Genomic DNA, 16,067 nt, shown 5'->3' with positions numbered 1-16,067 from the left:
TTGTCTCCTATGGCGCCCACATCAAGGTAACCGGAGCTCTGTTAACTACGGCTGTGATGGGCTTTTGCGCTTCGGTGGCATTTTCAATAGCATCAAGCAATACATGCTTCTTCTTTTCGCCCGTTAGGTGCAAAAAGATATTTCTGCTATTAAGCAACGCAGGTAGCGTTAATGAAATACGTTGGTGAGGTGCTGTTGTAGGTTGAACCGCAATGCAGGTATTGCCGCTGTTCATATCTAAGCCGTCTAGCACTTGTTCAGAACATGGGAACAACGACGCGGTATGACCGTCTTCACCCATGCCTAGAATTAACGCATCAAACGGTTGCGACATTTCAGCAAGATTACTTTCTGCTGTTGCTATACCGTCTTTTGCGTCTTGTGGCTCGCTTTTTAGTTCAATAAAACGAGCTGCTGCGGCTTTATTTTGTATTAGATTATTTTTTACCAAGCTAGTGTTACTAGCTTCGTGGCCTTCATCAACCCAGCGCTCGTCGGCAAGAGTGATATCAACTTTATCCCACTCTAGCTCTGTTTCGCTAAGTTGTTTAAATAATGCCAACGGCGTGCGACCGCCACTAACCACTAACGACGCGCGCCCGCGGGTTTTAATGCCTGTTTTAAGAATGCTAACTAAGTCTTCAGCAAATGCATTGGTTAGCGCGTCAGGAGTTTCGAATGAAAGTGTTGTTAACGCCATCTTATTTCTTCTTCGCTATTTTGCTTTCGTACCAGCTGCGGTTTTCACGTGCAAGCAATCCAATTGAGTCAACTGGACCCCATGTACCCGCCTGATATGGCTCTGGCGGCTCGCTCGATTGCTTCCAAGCTTCAAGAATTGAATCAACCCATGTCCATGCTTGTTCAATTTCATCGCGGCGTACAAATAGCGCCTGATTACCCAACATAACTTCAAGAAGCAGCTTTTCGTAGGCATCAGGAATGCGCTCGTCGGCAAACGCCTCAGAGAAGCTTAAGTTAAGCTTTGATTTTTGAAGATCCATCGAGCCTGAGCTTGTTAGGCCTGGAACCTTGTTCATTACGGTAATTTCAACGCCCTCATCTGGCTGAAGACGGATAACTAGCTTGTTAGGTGGCAAGTTCTTAAAGCTGTCGCCAAACAGGTTGTGCGGCTGACGCTTAAAGTAAATAACAACTTCACTCACCTTGGTAGGCATACGCTTACCGGTGCGAAGGTAAAACGGCACGCCCGCCCAACGCCAGTTGTCAATTTCGGCTTTTATAGCGATAAAGGTTTCGGTTTTACTTTGTGTGTTGGCGCCCTCTTCTTCTAGGTAGCCTGGCACTTCTTCACCTTTAACAAAGCCCGACGTGTACTGGCCACGAACGGTTACATCATTAACGTTAAACGAGTTAATTGGGCGAAGCGCTTTTAGAACTTTTAGCTTTTCATCACGGATGCTGTCTGCGTCTAACGTTGTAGGCGGCTCCATGGCAACAAGGCTTAGAATTTGAAGTAAGTGGTTTTGTACCATGTCACGCATTTGACCTGCGTCATCAAAGTAACCCCAGCGACCTTCAATACCTACCGACTCAGCCACTGAGATTTGCACGTGGTCGATACAGTTATGGTCCCAGTTTGTTGCGAAGATAGAGTTTGCAAAACGAAGCGACACCAGGTTAAGAACAGTCTCTTTACCTAGGTAGTGGTCGATACGATAAATTTGTTTCTCGTCGAAGTATTCTGCAACTTGTTCGTTGATGACTTTTGACGATGCTAAGTCGTGGCCGATTGGTTTTTCCAATACTACACGTACGCTTGAATCGATGATTTTGCAGCTGTGTAGACCGCGGCAGATGTCGCCATAAATAGCTGGCGGCGTTGCAAGGTAGCACACCATGGTTCGGTCTGGGTCAACGTGATCATCTAGTACGCAGTAGCTCTCTACGTCTTTCATATCAACACATGCGTAATGCAGACGCGCTTTCATGCGCTCCCACGTTTCATTACACAGCTCTTTTTCACCAAACTTAACAAGGTTGGAATGCACTTCTTCAATATAGTCTTCTAAAGACATGTCTTGGCGAGCAACACCCACTATGGTGGTGTCTGGATGCATTAGGTTGGCTTTTTCAAGCTGGTATAATGAAGGCAATAACTTGCGTCGTGAAAGATCGCCCAGCGTACCGAAAAGTACAAAATCACAGGGCTCGTAGGAATTATCCAATACCATATTCGTCGACCTTTTAAATGTATGTATGCGCGGTGTATTGTACAGTTATTTACAACACCCTCGACTATTTTTACCGTATAGTTAACACCAAATGTAGTAAAATTACAACTTGAACCAACTACAGGATTCGATTCTTTCTATTTTCCTTCAGTTTACCCTGATTTACATTGGCCACAGCAATAAAAAATGTCAAAAAATTACATTTTTCTTGTCACTGCCGTCACATTGGGTACTATAACCAATGTACCTTACAACAACATATGCCGAATATTTGCTATATCCGTATGAACATTTTAGAAAAAATTACACAAAGTAAAGCTGCATTCAGTAAGTCTGAAAAGAAAGTGGCTGAGGTTATTCTTGCAAACCCACAAACTGCCATTCATTCGAGTATAGCAACCCTCGCTAAAATGTCGGATGTAAGCGAGCCCACAGTTAACCGCTTTTGCAGACGTTTAGATACTAAAGGTTTCCCCGACTTTAAACTGCACTTGGCACAAAGCCTTGCTAACGGTACGCCATACGTTAACCGTCACGTTGATGAGAACGACAGTCCTGACGAATACACCAATAAGATATTTGAATCGACCATGGCGTCTTTGGAAGTAGCAAGGCAGTCGGTTGATGTGAATGTAGTAAATCGCGTAGTCGACCTACTTACCCAAGCGCAAAAGATTTCATTTTTTGGTCTTGGTGCTTCAGCATCGGTTGCCCACGATGCGCTGAATAAGTTTTTCCGTTTCAACGTACCTGTTGTGTACTTTGAAGACATTTTGATGCAGCGAATGAGCTGCATGAACTGTTCTGACGGTGACGTGGTGGTATTAATTAGCCATACAGGCCGCACGAAAAGCCTTGTAGAAATAGCACAAATTGCGCGCATGAATGATGCGACTGTAGTAGGCATTACTTCTGCTGATAGTCCATTAGCGCAAGAATGCAGCTATGTGCTGTCGCTAGAAGTACCTGAAGACACCGACATGTACATGCCAATGGCATCGCGTATTGCACAGCTAACGCTTATCGACGTTTTGGCAACGGGCTTCACACTTCGCCGCGGTAATAAGTTTAGAGAAAACTTGAAGCGTGTGAAAGACACGCTTCGTGGCTCACGCTACGAAAAACGTAACGAATGATCATCACGTTTTAATAGATGATCTTGAATAAACGAAAAGGGCATATACCTCGGTATCTGCCCTTTTTTTTGTAATATTCGTTCATCTGTAGTGCTAATAAGTGCTACTCACTTTTTTATGCTGGTTTGCATCATGAAGAAGAAAAACCGCTCAATGCGGTGCTATGTTAAACAGAATGTACAGAATTCCTTACCCAACTGGTCAAGCCAGTTGGGAGAATTTCTATCTTTCATTCACATTTTTGTCAAATTCAACTACTATTCTGTAATAAAATTACGTAAAGCGATTACAGGAAGCAGTATCATTCACTGCAACCTATCTCCTTTTGTTATTGCTAACTACAAAACAGCGACGGAATCCCATGATTAGAAGAACGAAAATTCTTGCCACCTTAGGTCCAGCCACCGATTCACTAGAAAAAATTCAAGCGCTTATTGCCGCGGGTGCAAACACGGTGCGCATGAATTTCTCTCACGGACAAGCTGAAGATCATATCGAGCGTGCAAAACGTGTACGTCAAGCAGCGAAGAACTTAGGTAAGTACGTAGCTATTCTTGGCGACCTTCAAGGCCCTAAGATCCGTGTTGCCCGCTTTGCAGAAGGTGCTGTTAAGTTAGAGATTGGTGCCACATTCGTTCTAGACGCTGAACTAGGCCGTGACGAAGGTACCATCGAACGCGTAGGTATCGACTATAAAGCATTGCCAGACGATGTGTCTGCTGGTGACATTCTGTTACTTGATGATGGGCGTATTCAGTTAAAAGTAACTGGCGTTGAAGGCCGTAAAGTCATTACTGAAGTTACCGTTGGCGGCAAACTTTCAAACAACAAAGGCATCAATCGTCAAGGTGGCGGCTTGTCAGCAGACGCGCTAACAGACAAAGATAAAGAAGACATTAAGACAGCGGCAAAAATTGGCGTTGACTACCTTGCGGTATCATTCCCGCGCAGTGGTGCTGATTTAGAATATGCTCGAGAACTAGCGCAAGCGGCAGGTTGCTATGCAAAAATCTGTGCCAAGGTTGAGCGTGCAGAAACGGTAGCGTCTGATGAGGCCATGACTGATATCATTAAAGCGTCTGACGCTGTGATGGTTGCGCGTGGTGATCTTGGTGTTGAAATTGGCGATGCAGAGCTTGTGGGTGTTCAAAAGAAACTTATTGCTCGTTCGCGCCAGCTAAACAAAGTGGTTATTACTGCAACACAAATGATGGAGTCGATGATCGACAGCCCAATGCCTACCCGTGCTGAAGTAATGGATGTTGCGAACGCGGTACTTGATGGCACTGACGCCGTAATGCTTTCAGCAGAAACTGCTGCGGGTAACTACCCTATTGAAACCGTAGCGGCTATGGCGCGTGTTTGCGAAGGTGCCGAAACTCACCCAAGTGTAAAAATATCTAAGCATCGTATGGATGAGCAGTTCTCATCCACTAGCGAGTCTATTGCGCTATCTGCTGTTTATGCAGCCAACCACTTACCTAGCGTGAAAGCGATTGTTGGCCTTACAGAAAGTGGCAGCACACCAACATTGATGTCGCGTATAACCACGTCGCTACCAATTATCGCGATGTCGCGTCATGAGTCTACGCTTAATACAATGGCCCTTTGCCGTGGCGTAAAACCAGTGTATTTCGACTCGTCGCAAAGTGAACCTGGCCGCTTGAAATACGATGTTATAGCATCGTTAAAAGAAAAGGGCCTAGTGAAAAGCGGCGACAGCATAATACTGACGTACGGCGATGAAATGGAAAAAGTAGGTGCAACAAACACGCTTAAAATTGTTGATGTTGAATAAGTCTTCAACACACTAAAAGCATGAAGCGAAGTCTTGGTTTATCCAATACTTCGCTTTTTTTATCTAGTCAGCTGCGATAGCGCTATCAACTGAACTTTCTGAAGTATCAATGCTTGACGCTTGCAATACGCTGTTGTCTTCGTAGGCGTACTGCGACAAATGATGTCTTAGTACGTTATCAGCGCGCTCCAAAAGACGTTCGCGTTTGCTTTCCCAGCCTCGAATATCGGCTTGTTTTGCCTGGGCGATAAAGTATTCCATTCGCATTTTTCTTAAAAGGTGTGACTTTCTTTTTAGGTCAAATTTGGCCAATGAATATCTTTGCTCGAAGCCTTTTATATCTTGGCTGTAGGAGTGCGCTTTATCTTCTGCGCTTGCTTGACCAACTGAAAACATGCCGTTACCGAAAACACCTACGATCACAAGTAGAATCGACACTACCAAACCTGAGTATATCCAGCGTAAAAAAGTCATTTCTCTATCCTTGAACGAAGCTGATAATAAAAAAAGGGAAAAAGGGGCCGAAGCCCCTTAAATGATGAATAACGCTTTCGCTTAGTTCATCGCTGTTTCTGTTACTACACGCAGGTTATCTTCTACGTCTTTCACGTCAGATGCACCTTTTGCAATAGCAATTACAAGGTCACGCTCAGCGTCAGAATCAACATCACCGGTCAGTGTTACATTACCCGCTTCAACATCTACGTCGATATCGAAACCTGAAATGTCAGTATCCATCAACAGGCGTGTCTTAATTACTGTCGCAATTTTTGCGTCAGTCAGTTCACTAGTGCTTTTGTCGTAGGCTGTTTTCATGTCATCTGACATTGAATCTTCAGACATGTCTTTTCGGTTCTCGACGATGGTCAGCTTGTTATCTACCGACTTCACGCCATCGATATTTGCCACCAGCTCTTCAGCCAGCTTTTTATCTACCGAGTTTTCAACTTTACCCGTTAGAATTACGTTGCCGTTATCTACGTCAGTGTTAATATCGAACGAATCTAGGTTACCATTGAACAACAGCGTAGCTTCTGCTTTGCCATCAATCCATGCGTCTTTGGCACCTTTCTCCCACTTGTTGTCTGTGTTCATATCACCTGCATAAGCAGCAGTTGTTAAAGATGTAGCAACAATCATTGAAAGTAGTGTACGTTTCATAACATTTCTCCTTTGTCGAAACTTCGATGTAACTCATGCCAGAAGCCTGCCAAACTCATAACCCATTGATTTAAAAGAAACTAACAACAACCCTACACATATTTCATATTTAATCATTTGAAACTTTTGCGTTGTTTTGAGAATTTTTTACTCAGCACAATTTCCTTGAACCAGTGCGTAGGAATGTATGCAATGGAGAAAACCTTGAACGACGGAAATGTTGGGCTTAAAGAGAAGTGAAATAATGCTGTGATAAAACACTTAGCGTCGTTAAGTAGTGATAAAGCCGCACTTCACATCGCTGAACTTTAACGGTTTTAAAGCGTAGAAAATCACTTAGCAGAAGTGGAAAAGTGGTTTTCGACCTTAAGAAGCAGTGTTTAATAAGAAGCTGTGCGTAGTGTTATTCTTGTTTAAGGTAGTGCTTTTGGCTTACAAGCTTGTGAAAATAAAGGAGTTGGTAATATGGAAATTGTGCTAAACGTAACATCGATTGTACTTACTTTACTAACTCTCGCCCCACATCTTCCCTCATCCCATTGGTTGGTGCGTATGTGGGAATTCCCCAGGCTGCAAATAACGGCATTGATGCTAGCAATCCTTTGCGGCTATCTTGCATATACCCTATTTGCTGAGTTGTCTTCTGTATCTTTGCTGCTTGCATGTAGTTTAGTCATGTCCTTTATATATCAGTGCATATGGATAGTGCCCTACACGCCACTTTATAAAAAAGAGGTAAAGCGAATACCAAAAGAAAGTGCTAACTCAACATTAAGCATTCTATCTAGCAACGTATATATGCCAAATGACGACTTCGATAAATTGATCTCACACGTACAAGACACCTCTCCCGACTTCTTGGTTACTTTAGAGTCGAACGAAAAGTGGGAAAGCGGACTAAAACCGCTTGAAAATAAATATCCCTACTGTAAAGCATGCCCGCTTGATAATTTATACGGCATGCATGTGTATAGTAAGCATAAGTTAACTAATGCAACGCTGCATTTTTTAGTGGAAAATGACGTGCCATCTATTGAAGTAAAAACCACGATTGATGGAAAACAAATAACACTATGGTTTGTGCACCCCAAACCACCTAGCCCTACCGAGAACACTTACGCTAAGCCAAGAGATATAGAGCTACACATTGTTGGCAAAGCAGTAGATGAAGAGTGCGGGCCTGTCATTGTTGCTGGCGATTTAAATGATGTTGCTTGGTCGCCTACCACGCGTCATTTTAAAAAGATAAGTGGGCTTAAAGATCCGCGCATCGGACGCGGATTTTTCAACACCTTTCACGCCCACTACCCTCTAGTGAAATGGCCCTTAGACCATGTATTTCATTCAGACCATTTTGAACTAATACAAATTACCAGACTGAGCGACATTGGCTCAGATCACTTCCCGCTGCTCACTCAATTAGCGCTGAAATCTAGTTAGTTCAGCGCATACGTCAGAGGGTTCAGCAAAATGACTTAACCCTATAAGTTGTGACTCTCTGGGCCAAACCGCTTTTTCAAGCTGTTCTTTATCACTGTCTGTTAACTGCGATTGAATAAGGTTTACCTGAACCGCTTTTTTATTGGGTTTTACAATAGTGGGTTCAATGGACTCAATAATATCGACGCTGGCGCACAAAAACTCGCGCGATGTTGGCTCTACCACAACACCAATCATTCCGTTGTCGTGAATAATTGACGGCCATCCTTCAGCCATTCTGCTTTGAAACCACAATAGTACTGTAAACAAAATAAGCGACGCGGTAGTTACATTAACAAACGTTTCACTAAGCTGAGGCGCCGTAAAAACGATAATTTCAACGATAAAAGCAAACACTAACCACCCAACGAAAACACGCTTTAGTAATGTCGGTGATATTCCGCTTAGCACATCTACTTGCTGTATCGTTGATTTATTGTAATGACGAATTTCTAACATGTTTGTTTTTATCTCGTTTAATAAGCACTTGTGGCGCTGCTTCTGTTGGAAGTGTTGCATGGTGTGAAGTGTATCAAAGTTCAAGGTAGTCAGGCGACCACCTTCCTTTGCACAAAGGAACATTTTCTATCGAGCTACAAACCGTTATGTAAAAGTTTCTAAGCCTACAGACAGTTTTTCACGAACCACTACTAAACTCACAAACAAAAACCACGACAAAGAATCTTAAGCAATTGTTTTTAAATGACAAAGCAAAACAGGCACCGCTATTGCTAAATTGAAACAGACCTAGGTGCGGAGGCACCGCCAACACAGTTATAAATTATAAAATAGGGCGTTATCATGGAAAGCGTAGTAACCATAGTGGTTCTTTTACAGTGCTTTGTATACGTAAGACAGACGATTAAAAAACAAGATGCGTCGATTAAACTTCGTCGTTTTTTCTAATTTCCTCGGTATCAAAAAGAAATACAAACCAAAAAAGCGCATACCAATGATTTTTGGTATACGCTGATATTGATTTCAAAAGTAGATGAACAAAGGGTTACTGCTCGTTCGTCTTTGCGACTGCCTCAGGCGCTGCTCTGTCCCAATTTAGACGCATATCCCATTTAAAACGATGCTCAGGTTTCAAAGGCGGCTGCTGTGCATCAATAATACTTAGCACGTTTGTCGCCTTTGTTAGTGTGGCATCGCGTCCGAACAAATAACTTTGCTCTTTTACAATGGTTAGATACGCTTTGTTTAAAGCAAACGCGCGTTCAGGGCTTGGCGTAATAATATCGTAAACAGACTTCGCGTTGCGAAGTGCTTCTTTATTTACCATGCCATTATCATTAAACCACTTAGCCAGCATTTCGCCGTTTTGACGGAACTCATCGCCGCCACCTACACGCTGCATATACGTTAAGAATTCGCCCTGCTCTTCATTAATATTTGGCACATCTTCCATGCTGTGTAGGTCAATATAACCCCACCCTTCTTGGCCTGGTACTTTGCGCGCAAACGAAAACGTTTGGTCGAAGGTAGCACCCACAGATTTGTGACAGCCATTACAGAACGCCAGTTCTTGATCATGCTGTGGACGAAGCGCACCTGTCTCATCTTCAATGAAACCATTAATAGTCCATCCAAACCCGTTATCAATGCCCTGCTCGCCTAAGTAGCGTGTTTGCGGTAGCTTCTCAAAATGCTTGTCTTTTGCTTCAGCATAATAAGCCGACGCTAGGCTCTCGCGCGTTCGAAACATGTGCTTTTTCATATAACGCACTTCTTTCATTCGCGGCGCATTGTAAATATTTCCATCATCGTCAACGCCCACATAGCGTACGGTATGCAAAAACTCCGTGCCTTCAGGATACAGCATATGCGCAAGTTCGTTGTTGCTCGCATCACCAAGATAATGCGACATACGAACTAATTCAGTCTCATGCTCGTTGAGTTCACCATCTTTATTAATATCAATACGCAAACGCTTTTCGTTAACAGGCGCAACGGTAAGGCTTTCAATATTTTTAAGCGCCATTTCTACCAAACTTAAATTCAGCATGTAAATAGTGCGATCGTAGCTTCCATCAATCTGTTGAAAGTTTGCTGGCAAACGAATCATTGCGTCGCCGGTAGAGCCGTTCGTTGGCCAAAATGTGCTTGGAAAGGGTTTATAATTGTACGCCACCCATTTGCTGCCATCTTTTGCCATGCCCGCTTCGTCAAAAGCGTCTTCGGCAGCACTTAAATTCTTTATCTGCATGTAGTCCGGAAGCCAAGTATTTTTTGGCTGTGCCGCGTTAGTGTTCTGATCCTGTGACCGAGTACTCTGAGGTTCGGCACCTTCTGATACAGCCCCAAACGATTCACTGTAGTTATCTTGCTCGACATACTTTTTAATGGTGGCATCGTCTATACCAGCAATAAGTGCCGTTCTATCAATGAACAAGTTTTTCCAGCTGTTGGTTAACCCCACATCAGAAAACTCGTAGTTTCCTTGAAGTGTGCCGTCTCCCATTTGGTTTGGACGCTTTTCGCTAGCATCATAGCTTTGATGGCATGCGTAACACGGGTTGTTTACGCCTTCTGTTTTGGTGTAACACTGAGGTGGAATAACCGACTCAGGATTATACGTCTCGTTGTGCTCAATATAGGCAAGAGCAGGAATATCATCACCCTCTTGGTATGGGTAAGTGTGATTGATCACTTCATCAGAATTGCTTGTAACACTTCCTGCAGAAGTTGCTGTTTGGTCAGTGCAGCCTGCACTGATTAGTAATGCAAGCAGAACGCTGGCATGTGACATAAATTGTAGGTATTTCATCATATTCACAACGCAAAAAATCCGGGTACGTATGTACCCGGAATAGAGAGTTAAAACGCAGAATTACTTATTTGCTGGTTCGTACATCCACAGCGTATTGTTTTCTTGGAAGCCATCTTCGCCAATAAGAATACGTCCGTCGTTCATAACAATAACGTTGTCTGGTTGAGATAGTTGATTCACATCACAACGCTCAGCGCCAGTAAGACTTGAGCGATAGGTGCCGCCCATAACTACAGGCTCTATTCGAGAAATGTTGTACCCTGCTTCAAGCCTAGCGCGATAAACACCACCACAATCTTTAACGCGAGTAGAAAGCTGCATATCGCCTTCACCGTCTGTCATTGTGTTGTCAATATCTGCTATCCCAATGTAAAGATACGCGTTTTGCACAACTTCGCCTTCGATGGTATCCACGCCTTCCACTGCCTCTTGCGCGCGTTTTTGGTTAATAGAAATACCTTCAAGCTTTCGCCATTCTGCTGTGGCACCTTTAAGTCGCGCTGCTGCTCGGCTTTCTAGAAATACTACGCGGTCATCCATTGGCTGGCCTGCAGTTACGCTTGAACCGCCGTCTTCAACACTTGGGTAGTTAGCATCGCCGTCTGCCCATGCTTGAACATCAGCCATAGTGATATAAGAGCTTTGACCTTCTACATAATCGTCCGTGCCAATACCGTTATATTCGTCAATCCATGCGCGAATGGTCATATTGTCACCGCTTGCAAGCTCAACCCACTCTACGGTGAAGCCCGTTGTTGCAGGGTCGTTTTGACCGGCGTCTTGCGTAAGCTTGGCACCATAAAGTGTTCCAGCTGAAAGGTCTTCAGCAGTATCTGCAACAAACTTAAACAACACACCGCCAGTATCATCTTGTGACAAATACACGGTTTTGCCATCTGGCATTACTGTCGAGTTTTCGTGCTCGTAGCGTCCCATAGTGAAATGCTTAACGATGACTGGTTCGTCAGCTAAAGGCTCGGTTACTTCAGCAATATAGCCGTAGTTGTAAGGGTTTGGCGCATCTGGTGCAGTCATTTGCCACATACGGCCTAAACGCGCGTTTGTTGAAACTGCCTCAGGATCGTTCCAACTTGGCGAAGTAGTGGTATCAACAGATGAATTTACTACCCACTCTTCAGAAGTAAGTGGTGTATTCCACGGAGACATAGAGCCAAAACAGTTTGCCGCTGTGCCCCATACAGGTGAAAAATCTAGCATCATCGCTTCTGTTACTTCCCACATGCCAAACTGATCTTTCTCAACCTTCATTCGGCTCATACCACCTGGCAACTCTTCCCAGTTAGAGAACAGGTAGCCTTCATTGTCGGCGGTAGAGATAAACCCGTTGAAATCAGGCATATCGTTTTCAAGTACAAGCTCTGCACCGTCTAGCGTATAGATGTGCCCTAAGCCTTCTGGCAGGTCTGCATCAAACGTATCACCCGTCTGACCCAGTACTTGATACTGGCCAATTGCCGTCATTACAAGCTGCTTTTCTTCATCTGAAGATGGCACTGGAGAATTTGGTAGCGTTACTGGCAAATTATTAAAGTTTGCCCCCGCAAGCACACCTACTGTTCCAGTGTTGATAGGCATTTCGTTAACGCTATTGGTTGCAGTGTTAGTACCTGAAGGATGCTGAACGTTGAAGAATAGGTCGCCCTCTTCAGATAGGAAAATACCCGTTACTTCTGCACCAAGTGGAACGGTAGCGATACGTGTAAGTGTACCGGCATTATCACCTTGAGGACCTTGCTCTCCAATTGGACCTTGATCACCTACTGGGCCTTGTTCGCCTGCAGGGCCTTGAATACCGTCTGCGCCGTCATCACCCTCTAGTGAGCATGCGGTCATACCAAGCGTTACAGCTAACGCAATGGCTGAATATTTTACGTGTTTAAGTGTGTTGCTTTTCATAATGAATCCTTGCCTGTTCCAAGCTTTATTGTTTTAAGACGCCTACCTGCGAGAATGACTGCAGAAGTCCACGAGCAAAGAGAGTGAATGAAAAGTATGAAGCTTCAGTGACACTTAAATTTATGATTTATTAATGTTTTTTGACACGGCGTAAATAGTGGTTTCAAGCACGCACTTATCAGCATTCCCATCACATGTTCACACTTTCCACCGCTCATAAATTAAAAAGCGTTGCATCAATATTGGAATAAGAGCGCCGCTTTATTTTCAAGAACCGTATTTAAAGAATTATTTTGAAAAACCGCGCCTAGGCAGTAGCAAAAACCAATGAGAAAGAGGCGTTTATCGCGAGATATTGAATAGCACTTTATTGCGCTTACTCTATCTTTCTATTATCTTTTGTTTAGCATTTCATCATTTTTCATATTAATGACCATCCGCACTAGGTACATTGTTGCTTTGTTATTAACGGCAAGTCTTGTGACGTTGTCGTTTACGGTTCTCTATAACCTTATTGGCGCACAAAAACTTGATGCTGAAATTATCAATATTGCGGGCCAGCAACGCATGCTATCTCAGCGTATTGCGTTATTTGCGAATACCAAAGCTGTGTGCGGAACTGAGGACAAAAGACAGTCATTTATTAATGCTGTTAATAAGTTTAAAACTAACCACCAAAGGTTAATTAACCTTGAAGATTTATCATCACCTATACAGGCTATTTATTTTGGCGACGTGCAGCTAGACAAGAAGGTTAAGTCATTTATTTCGCAGTCTGAAATGTTGTACCAAGCGAGAAACTGTGAAGCTAATGAAACGTTTTCAATAAATAATGTATCGGTATTGCTTACCCTGCTTAACGATGTTGTAGACCTGTTTGAACAAGAGGCCTCACAGCGCGTAGACTTCGTCGCCACAATTGAAATTTACCTTTGGCTGGGAACACTCACACTGCTTGTTCTTGAAGCGATATTTATTTTTTCCCCGATGGAAAAAGAAATTCGAAGTTCAATATCGCGCCTCACCTCACTCAAAGTTGAAGCAGAAAATGCTGCACTTGAAGCCAAGAAAGCAAGCCAAGCGAAATCAGAATTTCTTTCTAGCATGAGTCATGAGCTTCGCACACCGATGAATGGTTTGTTTGGCATGATTGAACTGTCCATAGACAACCCTTCAAAAGGAAGCATGTATCTAAAGAAGGCGAAGACAGCAGGACGACAGCTTTTAGTTTTGATTAATGACATTCTTGATATATCAAAAATAGAAGCGGGCAAGATAAAAATTGAAAAGGCGCCTGTCGACCTGCTTCAAGTGCTAGACGATGTCGTATCACTCCAACGTGTTTACTGTCAACGTAAGGGGCTGAACTTTCACTACAACAAGCAAGCTGAACTTCCCCATATTATTGAAGGTGATATAACTCGCATCTCTCAAGTTCTTCATAACTTGTTAAGCAATGCCATTAAGTTTACCGAAAAAGGCTCGGTAACGCTTGATGTGCGTGTTGAGCAGCTGCAAGACAGTATGAAATTAATTTTTGATGTAGTTGATACTGGTATTGGTATTACGGAAGAAAAATTACCGCATATTTTTGATAAATTTGAGCAAGCCGATCAGTCGACTACTCGTGTTTACGGTGGCACTGGGTTAGGTCTTAGTATTGCGCAACAACTTGCCCGCTTAATGGGTGGTGACATAGCGGTTATGTCTAAAGAGGGTGAAGGAAGTACCTTTAGTTTTCATATGGTCGCACACCCATCTAAATTACCTGATATCACAATTACTCCAAGTACGAGTTTGCGCTGTGCAGTAGTGGATGATTTGCAAACCAGCAGGGAATATTTTGACCACATTGTTGTTTCTGCAGGCATCTACAGCAAGAGCTTCGAGAGTGCTGCAGAATTTCTCGCAGACGACCCATTCTCCTACGATGTTATTATCCTCGATTTATCCATGCCGGAAATGAGCGGTATAGATTTACTGAAAGCATTAGCAAAGCAAAATAAGGAAATTCCAAAAGTTATTCTGATTTCTGCTGAGCTTGAACGAATGCAAAATGAAGATGATATGTCGGATATGATTTGGCGCACCCACGCTAAACCGATAAATCGAAGAGAGTTAGAACAAGACCTCAGTAAACTGCTTAAGCAACCTTCAAAAACAAGCCATTTTCATGAGGCTCCCGTTAAAAGCCAACGCATTTTATTGGCTGAAGATAACGAAATTAATGCAGAGATTGTAAAAACCATGCTTCAAGCTGAAGGCTATAAAATATTACATGTAAAAAACGGCAAAGACGCTTTAGAGGCCTGTAAACGCCATACTTTTGATTTCATACTGATGGACTGCAATATGCCAATTATGGGCGGCATAGAAGCATCGCTTCATATTAGGAACACATTGAAGTTAGAGACTCCTATCGCAGCGCTTACCGCAAATGCGTTTGTTGAAGACAAAGAAGAATGCTTAGGAGCAGGCATGAACGACTTTTTGACCAAGCCACTAGATAAAGAAACGCTGTTAGCCTGCATTGTTAAATACATAGGCCCTAATTAAAACTTACTAAGGGCCCTGCTGCTTTACACTTATTGATACGTACTTTGCTCACCAATGTAACCTGGTGCAATAGCAAGGTTATCGGTATTCGCCAAGCTGCTTTGATTTCTTAGCCACAATTGGTACTCACCGGTCCGAAGGCTTGCATGCTTTGTACAATCTACATTCCAACGCCTTAATAAATAGCCTGCCATGGCAGCACGTACATTAAGCTCAAGCACGCCCTCTTCCATTGCGTAATCAAGCTCAATAGCGGTTGGGTGCTTTATGTTCTTTGGGTGTGGCACAATTTCAAGCGGTATTAAACGCTGCCATGCTTCGTCCTGCTCTATACACTCTTCAGGCTTAGGCACTTCTTTAATGGTTACCTTACTAATACGCGTTAGTACAAAATCGCGAAAGCTCTGTGACTTTCTGTCAAAAGCACGTACATGCCAGCGCTGACCATTGTCTACAATACTGTGAGGTACAAGCTCTCTCGCTCCGCTGCCGCTGGACAAAGAGGTATAGATAACGCTAATAACGTTTTTATTCACAATGGCCTGTACCACTTTTGCCACCACAAAAATATCAGGCACGTTTAATGAAGAAGCACTTTCCACAGGAAAATGAATATCGCCAATGGCATCAAAACCATCTGATATATCATTAGCCAACTTAACTAGCGTGCGCTTGGCATCGTGTTCGAATACCGGACTAAATGATTCTGTTTGAAAGTACCTTTTTTCACGTGGGTCATACACCAAATTATCGGGTGCCAGTTCTTTATATAATGTGAAATCGCGTGAACCTGCAGACAACCCTACTTCAAAGCGGCTTATAAGATCTTGGCGATGAATGGCCCCCTTAAATAGCAGGCAGAAATCGATATACGCAAGGCGTTGACGTTGAGAATAGGAAATAGTGTTGAGCATATGGCAGCGCTTTGTTTTTTATTATGCTGACAGTGTGGTTTATTTTGAATCGCGTGTAAAGCAGTAATCGCTGAAATAAAAGTGGGTGTGAACACTACCCATAAAAACATAGGGAAACCTGCCACAAAAAAGCCCAGC

12 protein-coding genes are annotated in these 16,067 nt (G+C 43.3%); 4 read left to right on the top strand and 8 right to left on the bottom strand.

Features of this window, described 5'->3' with window-relative positions:
- Positions 1–7 precede the first annotated feature (7 nt).
- On the bottom strand, positions 8–700 hold the full coding sequence (gene pgl / locus V7R35_RS11175; protein ID WP_334014911.1) for a 6-phosphogluconolactonase: 693 nt from the start codon (positions 698–700) through the stop codon (positions 8–10).
- Between the two features lies 1 nt (position 701).
- On the bottom strand, positions 702–2,195 hold the full coding sequence (gene zwf / locus V7R35_RS11170) for a glucose-6-phosphate dehydrogenase (RefSeq protein ID WP_334014910.1): 1,494 nt from the start codon (positions 2,193–2,195) through the stop codon (positions 702–704).
- Between the two features lie 284 nt (positions 2,196–2,479).
- Between zwf and V7R35_RS11165 the strand changes: the two genes are divergently transcribed.
- Positions 2,480–3,331, top strand: coding sequence for a MurR/RpiR family transcriptional regulator (locus V7R35_RS11165; RefSeq protein WP_334014909.1), 852 nt, complete (start codon positions 2,480–2,482; stop codon positions 3,329–3,331).
- Positions 3,332–3,692: 361 nt separating this feature from the next.
- Positions 3,693–5,129: a pyruvate kinase gene (gene pyk / locus V7R35_RS11160; RefSeq protein ID WP_334014908.1), complete on the top strand. Its 1,437-nt coding sequence runs from the start codon at positions 3,693–3,695 to the stop codon at positions 5,127–5,129.
- A gap of 63 nt (positions 5,130–5,192) precedes the next feature.
- On the opposite strand, the gene V7R35_RS11155 is transcribed toward pyk, so the two are convergent.
- Both V7R35_RS11155 and V7R35_RS11150 read right to left on the bottom strand, forming a co-directional pair.
- On the bottom strand, positions 5,193–5,603 hold the full coding sequence (locus V7R35_RS11155; RefSeq protein WP_334014907.1) for a hypothetical protein: 411 nt from the start codon (positions 5,601–5,603) through the stop codon (positions 5,193–5,195).
- Positions 5,604–5,684: 81 nt separating this feature from the next.
- Positions 5,685–6,290, bottom strand: a complete 606-nt coding sequence (locus V7R35_RS11150) for a BON domain-containing protein (RefSeq protein ID WP_334014906.1) — start codon at positions 6,288–6,290, stop codon at positions 5,685–5,687.
- A gap of 465 nt (positions 6,291–6,755) precedes the next feature.
- Between V7R35_RS11150 and V7R35_RS11145 the strand changes: the two genes are divergently transcribed.
- Entirely contained in the window at positions 6,756–7,730 is a 975-nt protein-coding gene (locus V7R35_RS11145; protein ID WP_334014904.1) for an endonuclease/exonuclease/phosphatase family protein, read from the top strand.
- Here the strand turns inward: V7R35_RS11145 and V7R35_RS11140 are convergent.
- The 3 genes from V7R35_RS11140 to V7R35_RS11130 form a co-directional block, all read right to left on the bottom strand.
- Complete coding sequence (locus tag V7R35_RS11140) at positions 7,710–8,312, bottom strand: hypothetical protein (protein ID WP_334014903.1); 603 nt, start codon at positions 8,310–8,312, stop codon at positions 7,710–7,712. The genes V7R35_RS11145 and V7R35_RS11140 overlap by 21 nt on opposite strands.
- 460 nt (positions 8,313–8,772) lie before the next feature.
- On the bottom strand, positions 8,773–10,542 hold the full coding sequence (locus tag V7R35_RS11135) for a hypothetical protein (protein WP_438823467.1): 1,770 nt from the start codon (positions 10,540–10,542) through the stop codon (positions 8,773–8,775).
- 60 nt (positions 10,543–10,602) lie between these two features.
- Entirely contained in the window at positions 10,603–12,459 is a 1,857-nt protein-coding gene (locus tag V7R35_RS11130) for an alkaline phosphatase PhoX (protein ID WP_334014902.1), read from the bottom strand.
- 429 nt (positions 12,460–12,888) lie between these two features.
- On the opposite strand from V7R35_RS11130, the gene V7R35_RS11125 reads away from it, so the two are divergent.
- Entirely contained in the window at positions 12,889–15,015 is a 2,127-nt protein-coding gene (locus V7R35_RS11125; protein ID WP_334014901.1) for a response regulator, read from the top strand.
- A gap of 29 nt (positions 15,016–15,044) precedes the next feature.
- Here V7R35_RS11125 and V7R35_RS11120 read toward each other — a convergent pair whose 3' ends face one another.
- Complete coding sequence (locus tag V7R35_RS11120; protein WP_334014900.1) at positions 15,045–15,929, bottom strand: WYL domain-containing protein; 885 nt, start codon at positions 15,927–15,929, stop codon at positions 15,045–15,047.
- Between the last annotated feature and the right edge of the window lie 138 nt (positions 15,930–16,067).

Origin of the sequence: Alteromonas sp. S167, from assembly GCF_036864375.1 — a bacterium.
Lineage (GTDB): Bacteria > Pseudomonadota > Gammaproteobacteria > Enterobacterales > Alteromonadaceae > Alteromonas.
Note: the sequence above shows the minus strand (reverse complement) of the source record. Positions and strands in the feature narration are given on the sequence as shown.

What these genes read in the sequence shown, in the direction of transcription:
- pgl (WP_334014911.1), bottom strand. Translation starts at nt 700, where the DNA reads ATGGCGTTAACAACACTTTCATTCGAAACTCCTGACGCGCTAACCAAT.
- zwf (WP_334014910.1), bottom strand. Translation starts at nt 2,195, where the DNA reads ATGGTATTGGATAATTCCTACGAGCCCTGTGATTTTGTACTTTTCGGT.
- V7R35_RS11165 (WP_334014909.1), top strand. Translation starts at nt 2,480, where the DNA reads ATGAACATTTTAGAAAAAATTACACAAAGTAAAGCTGCATTCAGTAAG.
- pyk (WP_334014908.1), top strand. Translation starts at nt 3,693, where the DNA reads ATGATTAGAAGAACGAAAATTCTTGCCACCTTAGGTCCAGCCACCGAT.
- V7R35_RS11155 (WP_334014907.1), bottom strand. Translation starts at nt 5,603, where the DNA reads ATGACTTTTTTACGCTGGATATACTCAGGTTTGGTAGTGTCGATTCTA.
- V7R35_RS11150 (WP_334014906.1), bottom strand. Translation starts at nt 6,290, where the DNA reads ATGAAACGTACACTACTTTCAATGATTGTTGCTACATCTTTAACAACT.
- V7R35_RS11145 (WP_334014904.1), top strand. Translation starts at nt 6,756, where the DNA reads ATGGAAATTGTGCTAAACGTAACATCGATTGTACTTACTTTACTAACT.
- V7R35_RS11135 (WP_438823467.1), bottom strand. Translation starts at nt 10,542, where the DNA reads ATGATGAAATACCTACAATTTATGTCACATGCCAGCGTTCTGCTTGCA.
- V7R35_RS11130 (WP_334014902.1), bottom strand. Translation starts at nt 12,459, where the DNA reads ATGAAAAGCAACACACTTAAACACGTAAAATATTCAGCCATTGCGTTA.
- V7R35_RS11125 (WP_334014901.1), top strand. Translation starts at nt 12,889, where the DNA reads ATGACCATCCGCACTAGGTACATTGTTGCTTTGTTATTAACGGCAAGT.
- V7R35_RS11120 (WP_334014900.1), bottom strand. Translation starts at nt 15,929, where the DNA reads ATGCTCAACACTATTTCCTATTCTCAACGTCAACGCCTTGCGTATATC.